The sequence below is a fragment of the Streptomyces sp. NPDC004435 genome, from assembly GCF_042873895.1.
In the GTDB taxonomy this organism is placed as follows: Bacteria; Actinomycetota; Actinomycetes; order Streptomycetales; family Streptomycetaceae; genus Streptomyces.
In genome coordinates this window covers 671,952-687,700 of sequence record NZ_JBIAMB010000001.1, presented here as the reverse complement: position 1 = coordinate 687,700, position 15,749 = coordinate 671,952, and the positions used below count along the sequence as shown (strand labels likewise).

The window sequence follows — 15,749 nt, the reverse complement described above, 5'->3', positions numbered from 1 at the left end:
GACGTGGGGCCCCCGGGGGGCGCCGGTGTCCGGTGCCCGCACGAGAGGCCCACATGATCAGCGTCCGCCGCGCCGCCGCCGCGCTCACCGCAGCGGCAGCCGTGCTCAGCACCGCCGCGACCGGCGTCGCCACCGCAGCGCCCTCCCCGAGCGCTTCCGCCGCCGCGCTCCCGCCCGGCCTGTACGGCAAGAGCGACCCGACCTACGACGGCGTCTGGCGCCAGTCGCTCGCCTTCCTCGCCCAGCGCGCCACCGGCTACCAGCCGGCCGACCAGGCCGTGGACTGGCTGCTCGGCCAGCAGTGCGCCGACGGCTCCTTCGCCTCGTACCGCGCGGACACCTCGAAGCCCTGCGACGACAAGACCATGCGGGACTCCAACGCCACCGCCGTCGCCCTCCAGGCCCTCGGCGCGGTCCGCCGCGAGGCCGCCGACCCGACGAAGATCGACACGGCGGTCAAGACCGGCTACGGCTGGCTGCGCGGCGTGCAGAACAAGGACGGCGGCTGGAGCTACACCCCCGGCGGCGCCAGCGACGCCAACTCGACCTCCATCGTCGTCAGCGCCCTCGCCGCGTCCGGCGTCAAGCCCGGCTCCTACACCTCGGCCCAGGGCCGCACCCCCTACGACGCGCTGCTCGCGCTCGCGCTGCCCTGCTCCGACGACGAGGGCCCGGGCGCCTTCGCCTACCAGCCGGACAAGGCGGGCAAGCTGCTCGCCAACGCGGACGCGACCGCCGCCGCCACCCTCGCCGGGCTCGGCAAGGGCATCACCGCCGTGAAGGCCACCCCGCCGCAGGCCCCGACCTGCGTCGACCTGCCCGAGCCGACCGTCGAGCGGGCCGCCCTCAACGGCGCCTCCTACCTCGCCAAGGCGCTCGTCCAGACCGGGCACCTGACCACCCCGCCGCTGCCGGGCGCCACCGACACCGAGCCGAAGCCGGACTTCGGCAACACCGCCGACGCCGTCGTCGCCCTCGCCGCCGCCGGCACCGCCCGGCTCGCGGAGCCCGCGCTCCAGTGGCTGGAGCAGAACGCGGCGCCGTGGGCGCAGCAGTCCGGCCCCGCCGCGTACGCGCAGCTGATCCTCGCCGCCCGCGCGATGGAGGCCGACCCGCGCGAGTTCGGCAAGGTCGACCTGGTCGAGGCGCTGAACGCCACCGGCCCGACCCCCAAGACCCCCGACACCTCCGCCGCCGCCACCGAGGACGAGGAGGACGACTCCTTCCTCGGCTTCGACGTCTGGTGGATCATCGGCATCGGCATGGTCGTCGGCGTCGGCATCGGCTTCCTCCTGAGCGGCCGCAAGAAGTGACCCGCCGCCGGAAGGTGTCGGGCGCGCTGGCGTGCGGCACGGCCGGGGTGCTGCTCGCCCTCGGCGCGGCGGCCCCCGCCCAGGCGGCCGGCTACCGGTACTGGTCGTACTGGGAGGCCGACGCCGGGAAGTGGACCTACGCCACCCAGGGCCCGGCGACCGCCCGGCCCGCCGACGGCGAGGCGATCGGCTTCCGCTTCGCGCTGAGCGAGGACTCCGCCGACGCGGCGAAGCCGACCGCCGCCCCCGACTTCGGCGCGATCTGCGCCGACACCGGGAAGGCCCCCGGGACGAAGCGGATCGCGGTCGTCGTCGACTTCGGCACCCCGCAGGACGCCCCCTCGGGCGAGACCCCGCCGAAGGACTCGCCGACCACCGGCTGCGCCCGGATCGCCGAGAACGGCACCGGCGCCGACGCCCTCGCGGCCGTCGCGAAGCCGCTCCGCTACGACAGCGCGGCCATGCTCTGCGGCATCGCCGGCTACCCGAAGCGCGGCTGCGGCGAGGCCGTCGCCGAGCCGGACGCCGCCACCTCGGCGGCCCCGGAGGCGTCCTCCGAGTCCAGCGACGGCGGCCCTTCGGCCGGCCTCCTCGTCGGCGGCGGCGCCGTCCTCGTCCTCGGCGCCGCGGCCGTCTGGAAGTCCCGCCGCCGCGCATGACCCGGGCGAGCGAGACCCCGCCGGACCCCACCGCCGACCGGCCCGGAAGCCCGCGCGCACGGGCGCTCCGGGCGGCCTCGGGCACCGGCGACCCCACGGCCGGCCGCCGGCCCGGTCCGCCCGTGACCGCCGGCCCGCCCGGGTGGCGGTCGCGGCTCCTGGCACCCGTGGCGGACCGGGGCAACGCGCTGCACCCGGGCGCCTGGTGGCTGTGGGCCCTCGGGCTCGCCGTCGCCGCCTCCCGGACGACCAACCCGCTGCTGCTCGGGCTGATCATCGGCGTCGCCGGGTACGTGGTGGCGGCGCGCCGCACCGACGCGCCCTGGGCCCGTTCGTACGGGGCCTTCGTCAAGCTCGGCCTGTTCGTCGTCGCCCTGCGGATCGTCTTCTCGGTGGCGCTCGGTTCCCCCATCCCCGGCACGCACGAGCTGTTCACGCTGCCCGAGCTGCCGCTGCCCGGGTGGGCGCAGGGCATCCGGATCGGCGGCCGGGTCACCGCCGAGCAGGTGCTCTTCGCCCTGTACGACGGGCTCAAGCTGGCCACCCTGCTGATCTGCGTGGGCGCCGCCAACGCGCTCGCCAACCCGGCGCGACTGCTGAAGTCGCTGCCGGGCGCGCTGTACGAGGCGGGGGTGGCGGTCGTCGTGGCGATGACCTTCGCGCCGAACCTGGTCGCCGACGTCGTACGGCTCCGCACCGCCCGGCGGCTGCGCGGCCGGCCCACCGGCGGGGTGCGGGCGGTCCTCCAGATCGGGCTGCCCGTCCTGGAGGGCGCGCTCGAACGGTCCGTCGCGGTGGCCGCGTCGATGGACGCGCGCGGGTACGGGCGCACCGCCCAGGTCCCGCCGGCCGTCCGCCGCACCACCAACGTCCTCACCCTCGGCGGCCTGCTCGGCGTCTGCGCCGGCTCGTACGGGCTGCTCGCCGCGCAGGGCGCCGGTTACGGGCTGCCGCTGCTCGCCGCCGGACTCCTCGCGGCGGTGGCCGGCCTCCGCCTCGGCGGCCGGCGGAGCGTCCGCACCCGCTACCGCCCGGACCGCTTCGGCCCCCGCTCCTGTCTGGTCGCCGCCTCCGGCATCGCCGTGGCCGTCCTCATGATCCGCGCCAACGGCTACGCCCCCGAGGCCCTGCACCCCGGCGTCGTCCCCCTGACCGCCCCGGAGCTGCCGCTCTGGCCGGCCCTGTCGGTCCTCCCCGGCCTGCTGCCCGCCGTCATCGCCCCCGTACCCCCCGCCGCCTCGTCCTCCGCCCCCGCATCCCCCGCCCCCGTATCCCCCGCCCGCGAGGAGCCGCCCGCGTGATCCGCTTCGAGAACGTCTCGGTGACGTACGAGGACGCCGCCGGACCCACGCTGCGCGGGGTGGACCTCACGGTGCCGGAGGGGGAGCTGGTGCTGCTGGTCGGGCCGTCGGGGGTCGGCAAGTCGACACTGCTCGGGGCGGTCTCCGGGCTCGTCCCGCACTTCACCGGCGGGACGCTGCGGGGGCGGGTCACGGTCGACGGGCGCGACACCCGCACCCACCACCCGCGCGAGCTGGCCGACCTGGTCGGCACCGTCGGCCAGGACCCGCTCGCCCACTTCGTCACCGACACCGTGGAGGACGAGCTCGCCTACGGCATGGAGTCCCTGGGCCTCGCGCCGGCGGTGATGCGGCGGCGCGTCGAGGAGACCCTGGACCTGCTGGGCCTCGCCGAGCTGCGGGACCGGCCGATCGCGACCCTCTCCGGCGGGCAGCAGCAGCGGGTGGCGATCGGCTCCGTGCTGACCACCCACCCGAAGGTCCTCGTCCTGGACGAGCCGACCTCCGCGCTCGACCCGTCGGCCGCCGAGGACGTCCTCGCGGTGCTCCAGCGGCTCGTCCACGACCTGGGCACCACGGTCCTCCTGGCCGAGCACCGCCTGGAACGGGTCGTGCAGTACGCCGACCGCGTCCTCCTCCTGCCCGACGCCGTCCTCGGCACGCCCGAGGAGATCATGGCCGTCTCCCCCGTCCACCCGCCGGTGGTCGGGCTCGGCCGCCTCGCGGGCTGGGACCCGCTGCCGCTGACCGTCCGGGACGCGCGGCGGAGGTCGGCGGAGCTGCGGAAGCGGCTGGAGTCCCGGCCGAAGGCGCGAAGGGCCGGGCGACCGGACGGGCGCGCCCCCGCAGGGCCCCTCGCCGCGGGTTCCGCCCCGGTCCCCGCGCCCCCGGCGCCGGACGGGCCGCCGTCAGCCCGTCCGGGGCTCTTCCGCCGGCTCCGCCGTACCCACCCCGCCGCCTCCGCCCCCGACCCCGACCCCGGCACTCCCCTCGTCGACGTCGACCGTCTCGCCGTCCGCCGCGGCCGGGTCGAGGCGCTCCGGCGCGTCGACCTCCAGGTCCGGGCGGGCGAGGCCATCGCGCTGATGGGACGCAACGGCGCCGGGAAGTCCACACTTCTCTCCACGCTCGTCGGCATGATCGCGCCCACCTCCGGCACGGTCCGCGTCTCCGGGCTCACCCCGCACACCACCGACCCCCGGACCCTCATCCGCCAGGTCGGCCTGGTACCGCAGGAGCCGAGGGACCTGCTGTACGCGGAGACCGTCGCCGAGGAGTGCGAGGCCGCCGACCGGGACGCCGGCGCGGAGCCGGGAACCTGCCGGGCACTGGTGACGGAGCTCGTACCGGGCGTCGCCGACGCCACGCACCCCCGGGACCTGTCCGAGGGGCAGCGCCTGGCGCTCGCGCTCGCGGTCGTGCTCACCGCCCGGCCGCCCCTCGTGCTGCTGGACGAGCCGACCCGCGGCCTGGACTACGCGGCGAAGGCCCGGCTGGTCGTCCTGCTGCGGGCGCTCGCCGCCGACGGGCACGCGATCGTGCTGGCCACGCACGACGTGGAGCTCGCCGCGGAGCTGGTCGACCGGGTGGTGATCATCGCCGGCGGCGAGCTGGTCGCGGACGGCCCGACGGCGGAGGTCGTCGTCTCCTCCCCGGCCTTCGCCCCTCAGGTCTCGAAGATCCTGGCGCCCGCGCCGTGGCTCACGGTCGAGCAGGTGGAGGAGGCGCTGCGTCCATGAGGACCCTCTCCCGCCCCGCGCGGACCCGTCCCGTCCGGCTCGGCCCCCGCTCGGTCGCGGCCCTCGTCCTGGTCTCCCTCATCGGTCTGATCGGCATCGGCTGGCCGCTCTTCGCGGACGCCGACTCCGCCGTGACGGACCACGCCGCCGACGCGCCCTGGCTCTTCGCGCTGATCCTTCCCCTCCTCATCGCCGTCGTGGTGGCGACGATCGCGGACTGCGGGATGGACGCGAAGGCGGTGGCGATGCTGGGGGTGCTGGCCGCCGTAGGGGCGGCGCTGCGCCCGCTGGGCGCGGGCACGGCCGGTCTCGAACCGATGTTCTTCCTGATGGTGCTAAGCGGCCGGGTCCTCGGGCCGGGCTTCGGCTTCGTGCTGGGGGCGGTGACGATGTTCGCGTCGGCGCTGCTCACGGGCGGGGTGGGGCCGTGGATGCCGACGCAGATGCTGGCGATGGGCTGGTTCGCGATGGGCGCGGGGCTGCTGCCGGCGGGGGTGCGGGGGCGGCGGGAGCTGGTGATGCTCTCGGCGTACGGCTTCGTGGCGGCGTTCGCGTACGGCACGGTCACCAATCTGTACGGGTGGGTGACGATCGGCCTCGGGCCGGGCCTCTTCTTCGTCCCCGGGGCGCCGGCGGGCGAGAACCTGGTCCGCTTCCTCGCGTACGTGGTGGCCACCTCCCTCGGCTGGGACCTGGGCCGGGCCGTGCTCACCGTGGTCCTGACCCTCACGGTCGGCGGGGCGCTGCTGCGGGCGCTGCGGAGGGCCACGCGGCGGGCGAACTTCGAGGCCCAGGTCACATTCGAGGGGCCCGGGGAGGGGTCCGCGGGTGAGGCGCCTCATAGGACCCACGTCACTTACGACCCGAAATAGTAGAAACGGACGACTCGCTCAAAACGCCCATTGGTGGGCGTGACCAGCGAAAACACCCACCCCCTCACCCCTCGCCCCGGCGGGGTGTGTCCGAACCTGCCTCGTACAGGGGGTCGTTGCGCCGGCCTCGGGGATTTGTTTGTGTAGTGGACGTCGCCAGGCAGCAGGTGCTCATCACGAAGCACCGCGGCAGGCCGGTTCCCCCCAGTTCCCGGGTTCCCCGGGCCCTGGTTCCGGCATGCCGGAATCGGTCGGAAACGGCCGTGACGCCCGGCGAGACCCAGTCCCCGAACGTTAGGTAGACGTTTTGTTCCGCTCGATCGCCACTCGTGCCGCTTCCCGCAAGAAGACCTTCGCCGCCACCGCCGCCGTCCTTCTCGGCGCCTCCGGTGCGGTGCTCGGCACGACGGGTACGGCCTCCGCCGCCAGCCCGCAGGAGCTCGCCCGCGACATCGTCCCCGCTTCGCAGTACAACGCCTTCAGCAAGATCGTCTCGCACGAGTCCGGCTGGAACTTCAAGGCGACCAACTCCTCGTCCGGCGCCTACGGCCTGGTCCAGGCCCTGCCCGCCTCGAAGATGTCCTCGGCCGGTTCCGACTGGAAGACGAACCCGGCCACCCAGATCAAGTGGGGCCTCAACTACATGAACGAGCGCTACGGCTCCCCGAACGCCGCCTGGGCGTTCTGGCAGGCCAACGGCTGGTACTAAGAGTCACCACGCCGCACCCGCGCACCCGCAAGGCCCCGCCCTCCTCACGGAGGGGCGGGGCCTGCGGCGTTTCCGGCCACCCCTGCCACCCCCCGACCCCCGCCGCTGCGTCCACCCCTACCCCCGGGCCGCCTCCCGCGCACACCACCACCACCAGCAGCGCACAGCCGACCGCGGTCGGTGACACGGTCTTCCGCGCGGTCGCAGGTCCCCCTCTCGATCGGCCCCAGGGGGACGCGGGCGACCGCCGGCCGGTCGCGCGGTACGGGCGCGGGGCCCCGCCCCTCCCCGGCGGGAAGGGCGGGGCCCCGCGGTTTCCCGGGCACCCCTGCCAGGTCTGGTGGAACCGCCGGCCGCGGCGCGGCTACAGCCGCTGGATGATCGTCCCGGTGGCGAGCGCGCCGCCGGCGCACATCGTGACCAGGGCGAACTCCTTGTCGGCCCGCTCCAGCTCGTGCAGCGCCGTGGCGATCAGCCGGGCGCCGGTCGCGCCGACCGGGTGGCCGAGGGCGATGGCGCCGCCGTTGACGTTGACCTTCTCCAGGCCGTCGAGGTCCTTGTCGAACTCCTGCGCCCAGCTCAGCACCACCGAGGCGAAGGCCTCGTTGATCTCGACCACGTCGATGTCCCGGAGGGTCATACCGGCCTTGCCGAGGACCGCGCGGGTCGCGTCGATGGGCCCGTCGAGGTGGAAGTGCGGATCCGAGCCGACCAGCGCCTGGGCGACGATCCGGGCCCGGGGGCGCAGTTTCAGCGCGCGGGCCATGCGCTTGGAGGCCCACATCACGGCGGAGGCGCCGTCGGAGATCTGGGAGGAGTTGCCGGCGGTGTGGACGGCGGTGGGCATGACCGGCTTGAGCCGGGCGAGCCCCTCCATGCTGGTGTCGCGGAGCCCCTCGTCGCGGTCGACGAGCCGCCACATGCCCTGACCCGCGTGCTGCTCCTCCTCGGTGGTCGGGACCTGGACGGCGAAGGTCTCGCGCTTGAACCGCTCCTCGGACCAGGCGACGGCGGCCCGCTCCTGGGAGATGACACCGAGCGAGTCGACCCGCTCGCGGGTCAGGCCGCGGCGGCGGGCGATCCGCTCGGCGGCCTCGAACTGGTTGGGCAGGTCCACGTTCCACTCGTCGGGGAAGGGCTTGCCGGGCCCGTGCTTGGAGCCGGAGCCGAGCGGGACGCGGGACATGGCCTCGACGCCGCAGGAGATGCCGACGTCGATGACCCCGGCCGCGATCATGTTGGCGACCATGTGGCTCGCCTGCTGGGAGGACCCGCACTGGGCGTCGACGGTGGTGGCGGCGGTCTCGTACGGCAGTCCCATGGTCAGCCAGGCGGTGCGCGCGGGGTTCATGGACTGCTCGCCGGCGTGGGTGACCGTGCCGCCGACGATCTGTTCGACGCAGTCGGCGGGGATGCCGGTGCGGCCGAGGAGTTCGCGATAGGTCTCGCCCAGGAGGTAGGCGGGGTGGAGGTTGGCGAGCGCGCCTCCGCGCTTGCCGATGGGGGTGCGTACGGCTTCGACGATGACGGGTTCCGCGGCCATGAGCTGGTCCTCTCCTCGACCGGGCGGGGTGTCCCGGCACCTGCCGGTCGGCGTCATGGGAGAACTAGTACGCGTTCTAGTTCTGAGTGAAGTCTTATGACTGCTACCGCCGGTACGCAAGGGTCCGGGAGCCAGGAGTTCCCCATCGGAGAGAGCTCGGAGGGCCCCCGGAGGCTTCCGAGGGCGCCGGGGGCGCGCACGGGGGGCGTATTCCGCCCGCACCTCTTGCTACTTGTAGAACTCGTTACTACCTTTCCCGGCAACTTCTGATGACCCATCAGATATTGGAGCGTGTTGCCGATGACCTGCCCCCACCTCCCCGAAGGGTTCGACGCCACCGACCCCGACCTGCTGCACAGCCGCGTCCCGCTCCCCGAGTTCGCGGAGCTGCGGCAGACCGCCCCGGTCTGGTGGTGCCCCCAGCCGCGCGGCGTCACGGGCTTCGACGACGAGGGGTACTGGGCCGTCACCCGCCACGCGGACGTCAAGTACGTCTCCACCCACCCCGAGCTGTTCTCCTCCCACGAGAACACCGCCGTGATCCGCTTCAACGAGCACATCGGACGGGACCAGATCGAGGTCCAGAAGCTGATCATGCTCAACATGGACCCGCCCGAGCACACCCGGGTCCGCCAGATCGTCCAGCGCGGCTTCACCCCGCGCGCGATCCGCACCCTGGAGACCGTCCTGCGCACCCGCGCCCGCGCGATCGCCGACGAGGCCAGGGCCGCCGCCGCCGAAGACCCCGACGGCACCTTCGACTTCGTCACCCGGGTCGCCGTCGAGCTGCCCCTCCAGGCCATCGCCGAACTCATCGGCGTCCCCCAGGAGGACCGCTCCCGGATCTTCGACTGGTCCAACAAGATGGTGGCGTACGACGATCCCGAGTACGCCATCACCGAGGAGGTCGGCGTCGAGGCCGCCACGGAGATCATCAGCTACGCGATGAACATGGCCGCCGCGCGCAAGGAGTGCCCCGCGAAGGACATCGTGTCGCAGCTCGTCGCCGCCGAGGGCCAAGGCAACCTCTCCTCCGACGAGTTCGGCTTCTTCGTCCTCCTGCTCGCCGTGGCCGGCAACGAAACCACCCGCAACGCGATCAGCCACGGCATGCACGCCTTCCTCACCCACCCCGACCAGTGGGAGCTGTACAAGCGCGAGCGGCCCGCGACCGCCGCCGAGGAGATCGTCCGCTGGGCCTCCCCGGTCGTCTCCTTCCAGCGCACCGCCACCCAGGACACCGAGCTCGGCGGCCAGAAGATCAAGCGCGGCGACCGGGTCGGCCTCTTCTACTCCTCCGCCAACCACGACCCCGAGGTCTTCGAGAACCCGGGCGCCTTCGACATCAGCCGCGACCCCAACCCGCACCTCGGCTTCGGCGGCGGCGGACCCCACTTCTGTCTCGGCAAGGCCCTCGCCGTGAAGGAGATCGAGCTGATCTTCGACGCCGTCGCCGACGTCATGCCGGACCTGACCCTCGTCGGCGAACCGCGCCGGCTGCGGGCCGCCTGGCTCAACGGCGTCAAGGAACTCCGCGTCCGCACGACGGCACCCGCCTGACGGTCAGCGGGGGGCGGCGGGGGGCGGAACCCGCGCCCGACGGGGGGGCGGAACCGGCGGCCGACGGGGGGCGGAACCGCGGCCGTCCCCCGCACGTCCGATCGGGCATGCGGGGGACCACACACAGAATCCTGACCACGCTCGTCGCGCTGCTCGCGCTCCAGCTCGGCTCGCTCGTCGCGCCCGCCTGGGCGTGCGGCTGCGGAGCCATGATCACGCGCCCGTCGGAACGCATCGGCGTCGACCGGGAGGAGTCCGCCGTCCACTGGGACGGACGGACCGAGACCGTCGTCATGCGCTTCCGCGTCCACGGCAACGCCCGCCAGGCCGCCTGGGTCATGCCGGTGCCGCACCGGGCGGACGTCACCCTCGGCGACCCCGGGCTCTTCGACCGCCTCGAAGAGCTCGCCGCCCCCGAGGAACGCGAACGCACCTACTTCTGGCCCCGCGAGGACGACTGGCCCTTCGACGGCGGCTACGGCGACGGCGCCTCCGCCGGCGCGGCCCCCGGCGCCTCCGTCGGCGTCGTCGGCCGCGAGCGGCTCGGCCCCTTCGACGTGGCCCGCCTCACCGCCACCGACCCCGAGGCCCTCGGCACCTGGCTGCGCGCCAACGGCTTCGAGCTGCCCGACCGGCTCACCCCCGAACTCCGGCCGTACGTCGAGCGGAAGTGGGAGTACGTCGCCGTCCGCCTCGCCCCGGAGGAGCGGGGCGAGCAGCTCTACGGCGAACTCACCCCGCTCCGCATCACCTTCGCCTCCACCGAACTCGTCTATCCCATGCGTCTCTCCCGGCTCGCCGCCGGCTCCCAGACCCTCGGCCTGTCGATCCTCGCCGACCACCGCATGGAGCCCCGCGCGGCGATCGGCGGCGACCGCCCCGAGGTCACCTTCTCCGGCCGGATCGACCGCCCCGACGGCCCGGTCGCCGCGCTCACCGGCGGCGCGCCCGCCCATCTCACCGTCCTGGAACAGCGCTTCCCCGAACCGTCCCGGATCGACGACGACCACGTCCTGCGCGCCGTCGCCGACACCCCGTACCGCCGGGTGATCCACCGTGACCGCCTGCTGACCGTCGCCGGCGTGCCGGCCTGGCTGCTGACGGCGGGCCTGGGCGCGGCGGTGATCACCGTGACGACCGTGCTCCTCACCGTACGGGCGAACCGCCGCCGCCGAGCGCCGTCGCCCGCGTGACGGACCGGCCGCGAACCCCCGCCCGTACGCCGAACCTGGCGTGAACCGACGCGCGCCCGGCGAACCCGCCCAGTACCGTCGGCGTATGACGAACCCTCAGTGGACGGCCACCGACGCCTACCTCACCGATCTGCTCGCTCCCGCCGACGAGGCGCTCACCGCCGCCCTCGCCGACTCCACGGCCGCGGGCCTCCCGGAGATCGCCGTCGCCCCCAACCAGGGCAAGCTCCTGAACCTCCTCGCCCAGGTCCAGGGGGCCCAACGCATCCTGGAGATCGGCACCCTCGGCGGGTACAGCACGATCTGGCTGGCCCGCGCCCTGCCCGAGGACGGCCGCCTGATCACGCTGGAGTACGACCCCCGGCACGCCGAGGTCGCCCGCGCCAACCTCACCCGGGCGGGCCTCGCCGACCGGGTCGAGGTCCGCACCGGCCCGGCCCTCGACACCCTCCCGCTCCTCGCGAAGGAGGGCGCGGGCCCCTTCGACCTGGTCTTCGTCGACGCCGACAAGGTGAACAACCCGCACTACGTGACCTGGGCCCTGGAGCTCTCCCGCCCCGGCACCCTGATCGTCGTCGACAACGTCGTCCGGGGCGGCCGCGTCGCCACCGAGGACCCCTCGGACCCGGCCGTCACCGGTACCCGCGCCATGTTCGACCTCGTCGCCCGCGAGCCCCGCCTCGACGCCACCGCGATCCAGACGGTCGGCACCAAGGGCCACGACGGCCTCCTCCTCGCCCGCGTCACGTCCTGACCGTCCCCTCCGGCCCCGCCGGCCCCGCCGGCCCCGCCGAGGAGGTACCGGTCATATCCTTCCTCCCATGAGCATCGTGAAGATCAACGTCCTGACCGTGCCGGCCGAGCAGCGGGAGGTGCTGGAGCAGCGGTTCGCTTCGCGGGCCGGGGCCGTGGAGGGCTCGGACGGTTTCGAGTGGTTCGAGCTGCTGCGCCCGCTGGAGGGCACCGACCAGTACCTGGTGTACACGCGCTGGCGGAGCGAGGAGGACTTCCAGAACTGGATGAACGGGTCGATGAAGGCCGCCCACCAGGGCGCCGCCGGGGGCGAGGGCGGCGAGCGGCCGAAGCCCGCCGCGTCCGGTTCCACCCTGTGGTCGTTCGAGGTCGTGCAGCAGGCGTCCCCGAAGTAATCCGGAGGCGCGGCCGGTCGTGCGGGTCGCAGAATGGCCCGCATGACCTGGACCTTCTCCCCCGAGCGCGTCGACACCCCGGACGCCACCGCGTTGCGCCGCGACTACTTCGGCGATGTCGCCGGACGCTACTACGGCCGCGTGCTGTCCGAGGACGAGTACGACGAGGGAATGATCGACGAGGGTCTTGAGCTCCTCGCACCGCCCGCCGGGGAGTTCCTGGTCGGGCGGTACGAGGGGAAGGCCGCCGCGTGCGGCGGCCTCGTCCTCCTGGACCGCGACCGGGCCGAGCTGACCCGGGTCTTCGTCCGCCCCGCCTTCCGCGGCCTGGGCGGCGCCGACCTGCTGATGGACGGCCTGGAGCGGGCCGCCCGCACGCTCGGCGCCCGCCGGACCGTCCTCAACACGCGCCTCGACCTCGTCGAGGCGCGTGCGCTGTACGCGCGGCACGGCTACGGAGAGATCCCGGCGTACTGCTCGGGGCCGTACATGGAGATCTGGTACGGCAAGGAGCTCTCCTAGCCTCCTGGCCTCCTGGCCTCCTGGCCCCGGTCTCCCCGCACGTCAGCCGTTCCAGACGACGACGTCGAAGGTGGCGTTCGTGTCGCTCGCCTGGCCGGCCAGCTCCTTGACGGTCAGGCGGACCAGCCGGCCCTCACCGGTGCGGCCGCAGATGTGCAGGCCGGTCTTGATGGGGATGTCGTTCGAGGTGGCCTGGGTGTCGACGACGCCCCGGCAGTCGGTGTCCGACGGCGCCTTCGCCGAGCCCTTCCACACGAGTGCCTTGGCGCCGTTGTCGGGCCGCAGCATGTGGTCGCCGAACGGGTAGACGGCGAAGTCGTTGTCGCCGTTGATCTCGGACTCCACCGGCGGCGCCGCGTCGAGGTCCTTGTCGTCGACGTACGTGATGACCAGCGTGCCCTGCCAGGCGACCGTCCCGGGCGGCGGACCGGAGGGGGTGGTCGGCGCGGTGGTGGGCGGTGCGGTGGTGGGCGGTGCGGTGGTGGCCGTCGGTGTCTCCGGGGACTCCGAGGCTTCCTGGCCCTCGGTGGCGTCCGTCGCGGGCTTGTCGTCGGCCGTGGGGCTCGCCGAGGTCGGCGCGGGGGCCGGCGCAGCCTCGGGGCCGTCGTCGCGCGTGTTCACCAGGTAGGTGCCGACGACGCCGATCATGGCCGCCACCAGCGTGGCCGCCGCGCCGATCCAGGCACCCCTGTGCGACGGCTGCCGGACGGGCGGGTGGCCCGGGAGCGGCGGGGCGCCCGGGAGCGGCGGGTTGTGCGGGGGCGGCGGGTTGTTCGGGGGCGGCGGGGTGCCGTAGGCCCCGTACCCCGGCGCCTGCGGCGGGTGTCCCTGCGGCGGCCAGTCCCGGCCCGGCTCGTGGCTGCTCATCCTGCCCCGTCCCCCTGTGTGTCCGTGTTCTCCGGGTATCCGCGTATCCGCGCACCCACGAATCGATCTTCGGCTGGTCAGGGTACCGAGCCGCGCTGAGGACCCGTCATGCCGGTTTCCCCCAGGACGCGTTCGGGCGGTCCCGGAGGGGTCAGGCCCGGTGGTCGCGGGGCGGTTCCGGGGAGCGGGGGCGTTCCGCGTCGGAGCCGCAGAGCTCGGCGTTGAGCTCCTCGACCAGTTTCACCAGATCCGTGGGGCGGTCGGGACCCCACCAGTCGCCGAGGAGTTCGGCGAGGGACTCCTCGCGGGCCTTCGCGAGGCGGACGGCGGCCAGGACGCCCTCCTCGGTGAGGACCAGCTGGAGCCCCTCGCGCCGGGCGAGCTGCCGCTCCTCGACCTCCCGGGCCGCGTCGGTGACGACCCGCAGCGGCACGGGGGCGGCCTCGGCGAGCCGCGCGGGTTCCACGGTGCCGTGGCGGCGGATGCGGAGCAGCAGCCAGCTGGCGGCGGGGCGCAGGTCGAGTCCCGCGCGGGCGGTGATCGTCTCGTAGATCTCCTTGCGGCCCTCGCGGGAGCCGAGCACCGACAGGGCGCGGGCGGCCTCCTCGTACGAGGAGCGCTCGACGGGGTTGGAGGCGAGGGTCTGGCTGGTGTCGGGGGCGGTCACGGAGCCGCGGAGGGGGTCCTCCTTGAGGAACCAGGCGACGACGAAGGCGACGAGGACGACCGGCGCCGCGTAGAGGAACACGTCCGTGATGGAGGTGGCGTACGCGTGGAGGACCTCGGACCGCAGTTCGGTCGGGAGCTGTGCGACGGCGCGCGGGTCGGCGGCGACCTGGTCGGGTCCGGTGCCCGGCGGGAGCGCCGTACCGCTCTCCGCGGCCCGGGCGAAGACGTCCTCCAGCTTGTGGGTGAGACGGTTGGTGAAGATCGTGCCGAAGACGGCGACGCCGAAGGACGCGCCGATGGAGCGGAAGAAGGTCGCGCCGGAGGTGGCGACGCCCAGGTCCTCGTATCCGACAGCGTTCTGCACGACGAGGACGAGCACCTGCATGACCAGGCCGAGCCCGGCGCCGAAGACGAAGAAGTAGAGGCTCATCTCCCAGGTGGGCGTGGTCTCGGTCAGCTCGTTGAGGAGGAGCAGCCCGAGGCCGGTGACGGCGGTGCCGGCGAGGGGGAAGACCTTCCAGCGGCCCGTCCGCGACACGATCTGGCCGGAGACGGTCGAGGTGAGCAGCAGGCCGACGACCATCGGCAGCATGTGGACGCCGGACATGGTGGGGGTGACGCCCTGGACGACCTGGAGGAAGGTCGGCAGGTAGGTCATCGCGCCGAACATCGCGAAGCCGACGACGAAGCTGATGACCGAGACCAGCGTGAAGGTCCGGATCCGGAAGAGCTTGAGCGGCAGGACGGGTTCGGCGGCCCGCCGCTCGACGGCCACGAAGCAGACGAGGAGGACGGCGCCGAGCACGGCGAGGCCGATGATCTGCGGTGATCCCCACGCCCAGGTGGTGCCGCCGAGGGAGGCGACGAGGACCAGGCAGGTGGCGACCGAGGCGATGAGGAAGGTGCCGAGGTAGTCGATGGTGTGGCGGGTGGAGCGGACCGGGATGTGCAGGACGGCGGCGATGACGAAGAGCGCGACGACGCCGATCGGGAGGTTGATGTAGAAGACCCAGCGCCAGGAGAGGTGCTGGGTGAAGAGCCCGCCGAGCAGCGGCCCGAGGACGCTGGTGGCGCCGAAGACGGCCCCGAAGAGCCCCTGGTACTTACCGCGCTCCCGGGGTGAGACGAGGTCCCCGACGATCGCCATCGAGAGCACCATCAGACCGCCGCCGCCGAGGCCCTGGACCGCGCGGAAGGCGATCAGCTGGGGCATGTCCTGCGCGATGCCGCAGAGCGCGGAGCCGATGAGGAAGAGGACGATCGCGGCCTGGAAGAGCTTCTTCCGCCCGTACTGGTCGCCCAGCTTGCCCCAGAGCGGGGTGGCGGCCGTGGAGGCGAGCATGTAGGCGGTGACCACCCAGGAGAGGTGCTCCATGCCGCCGAGCTCGCTGACGATCGTCGGCAGGGCGGTGGAGACGATGGTCTGGTCGAGGGCGGCGAGCAGCATGCCCAGCAGCAGCGCCCCGATCGCGACGAGGACGGTGCGGTGGCTCTGCCCCTCGCCGGGGACGGGAGCGGGCTCCCCGCCGAGCTGAGGCGGACTGGTCTCCTGGGCCATGGGCGTCTCCCTGCGCGTCGCGTCGCTCCCGGGCGTGGTCTCCATCCTGAGTCGAATGTCCGGATATGGCCTGCGGAGGGTACGGGTGTTCACCCG

Annotated in this window: 14 protein-coding genes; 11 read left to right on the top strand and 3 right to left on the bottom strand. The window is 73.9% G+C overall.

Features of this window, described 5'->3' with window-relative positions; genetic code table 11:
• Positions 1-53: 53 nt before the first annotated feature.
• From ACFYT9_RS03035 to ACFYT9_RS03010, 6 genes are all read left to right on the top strand, one after another.
• Positions 54-1,313: a prenyltransferase/squalene oxidase repeat-containing protein gene (locus ACFYT9_RS03035; RefSeq protein ID WP_389160566.1), complete on the top strand. Its 1,260-nt coding sequence runs from the start codon at positions 54-56 to the stop codon at positions 1,311-1,313.
• Positions 1,310-1,972, top strand: coding sequence for an SCO2322 family protein (locus ACFYT9_RS03030; protein WP_387278517.1), 663 nt, complete (start codon positions 1,310-1,312; stop codon positions 1,970-1,972). Before ACFYT9_RS03035 ends, ACFYT9_RS03030 begins: the two co-directional genes overlap by 4 nt.
• Positions 1,969-3,273 (top strand): energy-coupling factor transporter transmembrane component T, encoded by a 1,305-nt coding sequence (locus tag ACFYT9_RS03025; RefSeq protein WP_389160564.1) that lies wholly within the window; start codon positions 1,969-1,971, stop codon positions 3,271-3,273. The genes ACFYT9_RS03030 and ACFYT9_RS03025 overlap by 4 nt, the downstream gene beginning before the upstream one ends.
• Entirely contained in the window at positions 3,270-5,012 is a 1,743-nt protein-coding gene (locus ACFYT9_RS03020; RefSeq protein WP_389160563.1) for an ABC transporter ATP-binding protein, read from the top strand. Before ACFYT9_RS03025 ends, ACFYT9_RS03020 begins: the two co-directional genes overlap by 4 nt.
• Positions 5,009-5,884, top strand: coding sequence for an ECF transporter S component (locus tag ACFYT9_RS03015; RefSeq protein WP_389160561.1), 876 nt, complete (start codon positions 5,009-5,011; stop codon positions 5,882-5,884). Before ACFYT9_RS03020 ends, ACFYT9_RS03015 begins: the two co-directional genes overlap by 4 nt.
• A 307-nt stretch (positions 5,885-6,191) precedes the next feature.
• Positions 6,192-6,593, top strand: coding sequence for a transglycosylase SLT domain-containing protein (locus ACFYT9_RS03010; protein WP_376604625.1), 402 nt, complete (start codon positions 6,192-6,194; stop codon positions 6,591-6,593).
• A gap of 364 nt (positions 6,594-6,957) precedes the next feature.
• Here the strand turns inward: ACFYT9_RS03010 and ACFYT9_RS03005 are convergent, their stop codons facing one another.
• Positions 6,958-8,136 (bottom strand): steroid 3-ketoacyl-CoA thiolase, encoded by a 1,179-nt coding sequence (locus tag ACFYT9_RS03005; RefSeq protein ID WP_389160560.1) that lies wholly within the window; start codon positions 8,134-8,136, stop codon positions 6,958-6,960.
• Between the two features lie 300 nt (positions 8,137-8,436).
• Here ACFYT9_RS03005 and ACFYT9_RS03000 point away from each other — a divergent pair, with 300 nt between their 5' ends.
• The 5 genes from ACFYT9_RS03000 (at position 8,437) to ACFYT9_RS02980 (ending at position 12,559) form a co-directional block, all read left to right on the top strand.
• Positions 8,437-9,696 (top strand): cytochrome P450, encoded by a 1,260-nt coding sequence (locus ACFYT9_RS03000; protein ID WP_376604072.1) that lies wholly within the window; start codon positions 8,437-8,439, stop codon positions 9,694-9,696.
• A gap of 107 nt (positions 9,697-9,803) precedes the next feature.
• Positions 9,804-10,889, top strand: a complete 1,086-nt coding sequence (locus ACFYT9_RS02995; RefSeq protein ID WP_389160559.1) for a DUF2330 domain-containing protein — start codon at positions 9,804-9,806, stop codon at positions 10,887-10,889.
• A gap of 85 nt (positions 10,890-10,974) precedes the next feature.
• Positions 10,975-11,643: an O-methyltransferase gene (locus ACFYT9_RS02990; protein ID WP_389160557.1), complete on the top strand. Its 669-nt coding sequence runs from the start codon at positions 10,975-10,977 to the stop codon at positions 11,641-11,643.
• Positions 11,644-11,710: 67 nt separating this feature from the next.
• Entirely contained in the window at positions 11,711-12,037 is a 327-nt protein-coding gene (locus ACFYT9_RS02985) for an antibiotic biosynthesis monooxygenase family protein (protein WP_389160556.1), read from the top strand.
• Between the two features lie 33 nt (positions 12,038-12,070).
• Positions 12,071-12,559, top strand: coding sequence for a GNAT family N-acetyltransferase (locus ACFYT9_RS02980; RefSeq protein ID WP_389160554.1), 489 nt, complete (start codon positions 12,071-12,073; stop codon positions 12,557-12,559).
• 42 nt (positions 12,560-12,601) lie between these two features.
• Here ACFYT9_RS02980 and ACFYT9_RS02975 read toward each other — a convergent pair whose 3' ends face one another.
• On the bottom strand, positions 12,602-13,426 hold the full coding sequence (locus ACFYT9_RS02975) for a hypothetical protein (protein ID WP_389160553.1): 825 nt from the start codon (positions 13,424-13,426) through the stop codon (positions 12,602-12,604).
• A gap of 151 nt (positions 13,427-13,577) precedes the next feature.
• Complete coding sequence (locus ACFYT9_RS02970) at positions 13,578-15,653, bottom strand: DHA2 family efflux MFS transporter permease subunit (protein WP_389160551.1); 2,076 nt, start codon at positions 15,651-15,653, stop codon at positions 13,578-13,580.
• Positions 15,654-15,749 lie beyond the last annotated feature (96 nt).

What these genes read in the sequence shown, in the direction of transcription:
- ACFYT9_RS03035 (WP_389160566.1), top strand. Translation starts at nt 54, where the DNA reads ATGATCAGCGTCCGCCGCGCCGCCGCCGCGCTCACCGCAGCGGCAGCC.
- ACFYT9_RS03025 (WP_389160564.1), top strand. Translation starts at nt 1,969, where the DNA reads ATGACCCGGGCGAGCGAGACCCCGCCGGACCCCACCGCCGACCGGCCC.
- ACFYT9_RS03015 (WP_389160561.1), top strand. Translation starts at nt 5,009, where the DNA reads ATGAGGACCCTCTCCCGCCCCGCGCGGACCCGTCCCGTCCGGCTCGGC.
- ACFYT9_RS03005 (WP_389160560.1), bottom strand. Translation starts at nt 8,136, where the DNA reads ATGGCCGCGGAACCCGTCATCGTCGAAGCCGTACGCACCCCCATCGGC.
- ACFYT9_RS03000 (WP_376604072.1), top strand. Translation starts at nt 8,437, where the DNA reads ATGACCTGCCCCCACCTCCCCGAAGGGTTCGACGCCACCGACCCCGAC.
- ACFYT9_RS02995 (WP_389160559.1), top strand. Translation starts at nt 9,804, where the DNA reads ATGCGGGGGACCACACACAGAATCCTGACCACGCTCGTCGCGCTGCTC.
- ACFYT9_RS02990 (WP_389160557.1), top strand. Translation starts at nt 10,975, where the DNA reads ATGACGAACCCTCAGTGGACGGCCACCGACGCCTACCTCACCGATCTG.
- ACFYT9_RS02985 (WP_389160556.1), top strand. Translation starts at nt 11,711, where the DNA reads ATGAGCATCGTGAAGATCAACGTCCTGACCGTGCCGGCCGAGCAGCGG.
- ACFYT9_RS02980 (WP_389160554.1), top strand. Translation starts at nt 12,071, where the DNA reads ATGGCCCGCATGACCTGGACCTTCTCCCCCGAGCGCGTCGACACCCCG.
- ACFYT9_RS02975 (WP_389160553.1), bottom strand. Translation starts at nt 13,426, where the DNA reads ATGAGCAGCCACGAGCCGGGCCGGGACTGGCCGCCGCAGGGACACCCG.
- ACFYT9_RS02970 (WP_389160551.1), bottom strand. Translation starts at nt 15,653, where the DNA reads ATGGCCCAGGAGACCAGTCCGCCTCAGCTCGGCGGGGAGCCCGCTCCC.